This window comes from Vibrio sp. 10N.222.46.A1, from assembly GCF_041473595.1.
In the GTDB taxonomy this organism is placed as follows: Bacteria; Pseudomonadota; Gammaproteobacteria; order Enterobacterales; family Vibrionaceae; genus Vibrio; species Vibrio tasmaniensis_A.
The window spans coordinates 1-2,740 of the sequence record NZ_JBFRSN010000558.1 but is presented as its reverse complement, the minus strand read 5'-3'; the positions used below and the strand labels follow the sequence as shown (position 1 = coordinate 2,740).

Genomic DNA, 2,740 nt, shown 5'->3' with positions numbered 1-2,740 from the left:
GGTGTCACCTTGATACCAAGGGGTACGATAACGCATCATCTTCCACTCTCGAGTTGGCATGTTGGCGGTACTTTCTTCATAGATATCGATGCCCGTAGGTTCACCAAAACCAAAGCGATTCATCCAACTTGAGATGCGGTCGATACCTAAATCAAAGGCGGTTTGATAGAAGAATGAATCCACCGACTCTTCAATCGCTTGAGTTACGTCAACAGGACCGTGACCCCAGCGTTTCCAGTCTCGCCATGATTTAGAGTTGCGTTTGGAACCGGGAATTTGCCATGAACCGTGATCATCACGAATGGTGTTTTCTGATATAACATGCTCTTGTAATCCGGCAACGGCCATAAATGGTTTTATGGTGGATGCTGGAGGGTAAACGCCCAGTGTGGTGCGATTCACCAACGGGTGAGCAGGGTCATTCAATAGACGTTGGTAGTTCTTACTCGAAATGCCGTCGACAAATAGATTAGGGTCATAACTTGGGCTAGATGCCATCGCCAGTACACTGTTGTCTTTTGGATCGAGGATAACCGCACTTCCGGTTCGGTGATCAAGTTGTTCAAATACGTATTTTTGCAGTTCAAGGTCAATATTTAATACTATGTCTTTGCCTGCAACTGGCGGCACGTACTCAATAGTCCGAACAACACGGCCACGGCTGTTTACTTCAACTTCTTGATAGCCTTTGGTTCCGTGTAGGATATCTTCGTAATAGCGTTCGACACCGAGCTTACCAATAATAGTAGTCGCTTGATAATTCGCTTCGATGCCTTTTTCTTCTAGCTTCTTTAGGTCACTATCATTGATGTGTGCCACATACCCTAAGACATGGGTCAGCACCTCTCCATTTGGGTAAAAGCGCTTTAAGTTCGTATCAATCGATAAGCCGGGGAATTGGTACTGGTGCACCGAAAACTTAGCAATCTCTTCTTCACTTAGGTTCTCTAATATAGTGACAGATTTGAAACGGCGCGTGTTGTGATAACGTTTTTTGAATCGAGCGATCTGCTCAACATCACGCGGGATGTATTTGTCGAGCTTGGCGAGCATGGTATCGACATCATCTGTTTGCTCGGGAATCATCGTTAGATTAAACACAAGCTTGTTCTCGGCAAGCAACACACCATTACGATCGTAAATTAGCCCGCGAGTAGGCGCGATAGGCAATACTTTGATTCTGTTGCCATCCGCACGAGTTTGATAGCTTTCAAAATTGTCGACTTGAAGTCGGTACAGGTTGGCGACTAAGACGAGAGTGAACAGTAAGATCCCACAAAACGCCACGATTACACGGTTTTTGAATAGGTTTACTTCGATTTTATGGTCACGCATCTTAACGCGTTTATGATTCATTGAAGCCTCAAGAGTCTGTTACATTTAGTTACACCTATCGAGTCGGAACTTTATCTGAATATCGCCATAGTTTTGTAAAAGCTGTGTCATGATTTTGGGGATTTCTATGATTAAAGCGCTGACCAACAATGTAGTTACGTAAAGAGTGGCCGAATCAGATAGAAATATAGGAATTGAACGCAAAAAAACGGCCCTCATAAATGAGAGCCGTAACAATAAAGATTAACTTAACGCGAGGTATTAGTTCGAGCTCGAAGGTTTGAACTGAGATTTACGCATACGGTTTAGTGCGGCCATTACATCCAATACTCTTGGTTTCGCTAAGTCACCGTAGTTTGGCATGTTCACGTGCCACTCATCGCTTAAGATAGCGCTAAACTCTTTAGCAGGGTTGTTTGACCAACCTGGAGTTTGTGCAAACTGGAACCAAGCCCAACCAATCGCGTTTACTTCTGACGTTGATTCTAACTGCTCTAATGCAGAAAGGTCCGCGAATTCCTTACCAAAACGCAGTGACTCTTTGCCTTTCGCGTTAACTCGGAATTTGCCGTCAGTAAGAATGTTCATCAATGCTGCGCGGTTTAACGAACGAGGAACAAACGTTTCTAATGCGGTCTCACATTCGTTAGTTCGCTGAGTAGGGTGTTGAGCGATGACTTCTTGTGCTTTATCAGTTACGTCTACCGCTTGGTAGTCGTGCATTTGAATAACAGTGTCAGCCACGTCTAGGTAATCGCCAGATCCACCCATTACAACAATGGTAGAGATATCCATCTCTTCACGAAGTTGGCCAATACGGTCAACAAGTGGAGTGATTGGCTCAGCACCTTTTGATACTAGAGCTTGCATACGTTCGTCACGAATCATGAAGTTAGTCGCTGACGTATCTTCATCAATAAGTAGTGTTTGAACGCCTGCTTCAATCGATTCTTGTAGCCAAGCCGCTTGCGATGTAGAACCTGATGCATCTTGTGTGCTGAAATTAGACGTGTCTTTCTGCATTGGTAAATGGTTGATGTAGTTTGAAAGATTCAAGTTATGTACACATCGGCCATCTTCAGCACGGATCTTCATCGTATCGGTCGCAGTCACGATACCTTCACGGCCATCACCAGGAATATGGTTGTAGATAGAACGTTCAACGGCGTTCAATAGTGTAGATTTACCATGGAAACCACCACCAACGATCAGCGTGATGCCTTTAGGAATACCTAGGCCAGTCACATCACCTTGGTTTGGCGCGTTTAGCGTCACACTTAAAGACTCTGGTGCTAGGAAAGGAACTGCGCCTTTCATTGGCAGGTCGCAGTTACCTGCAATACGAGGTAATACACTGCCATTTGCAACGAATGCTGCTAGGTTGTTTTCTTCCAATTGAGCACGC

Annotated in this window: 2 protein-coding genes; both read right to left on the bottom strand. The window is 44.7% G+C overall.

Annotated elements, in window-relative coordinates:
* On the bottom strand, positions 1-1,356 hold a 1,356-nt coding region (gene mrdA / locus AB4496_RS15890; RefSeq protein WP_372131340.1), incomplete at its 3' end, for a penicillin-binding protein 2.
* 240 nt (positions 1,357-1,596) lie between these two features.
* Positions 1,597-2,740 (bottom strand): P-loop domain-containing protein (locus tag AB4496_RS15885; protein ID WP_372131338.1); only part of this gene is annotated, 1,144 nt, incomplete at its 5' end.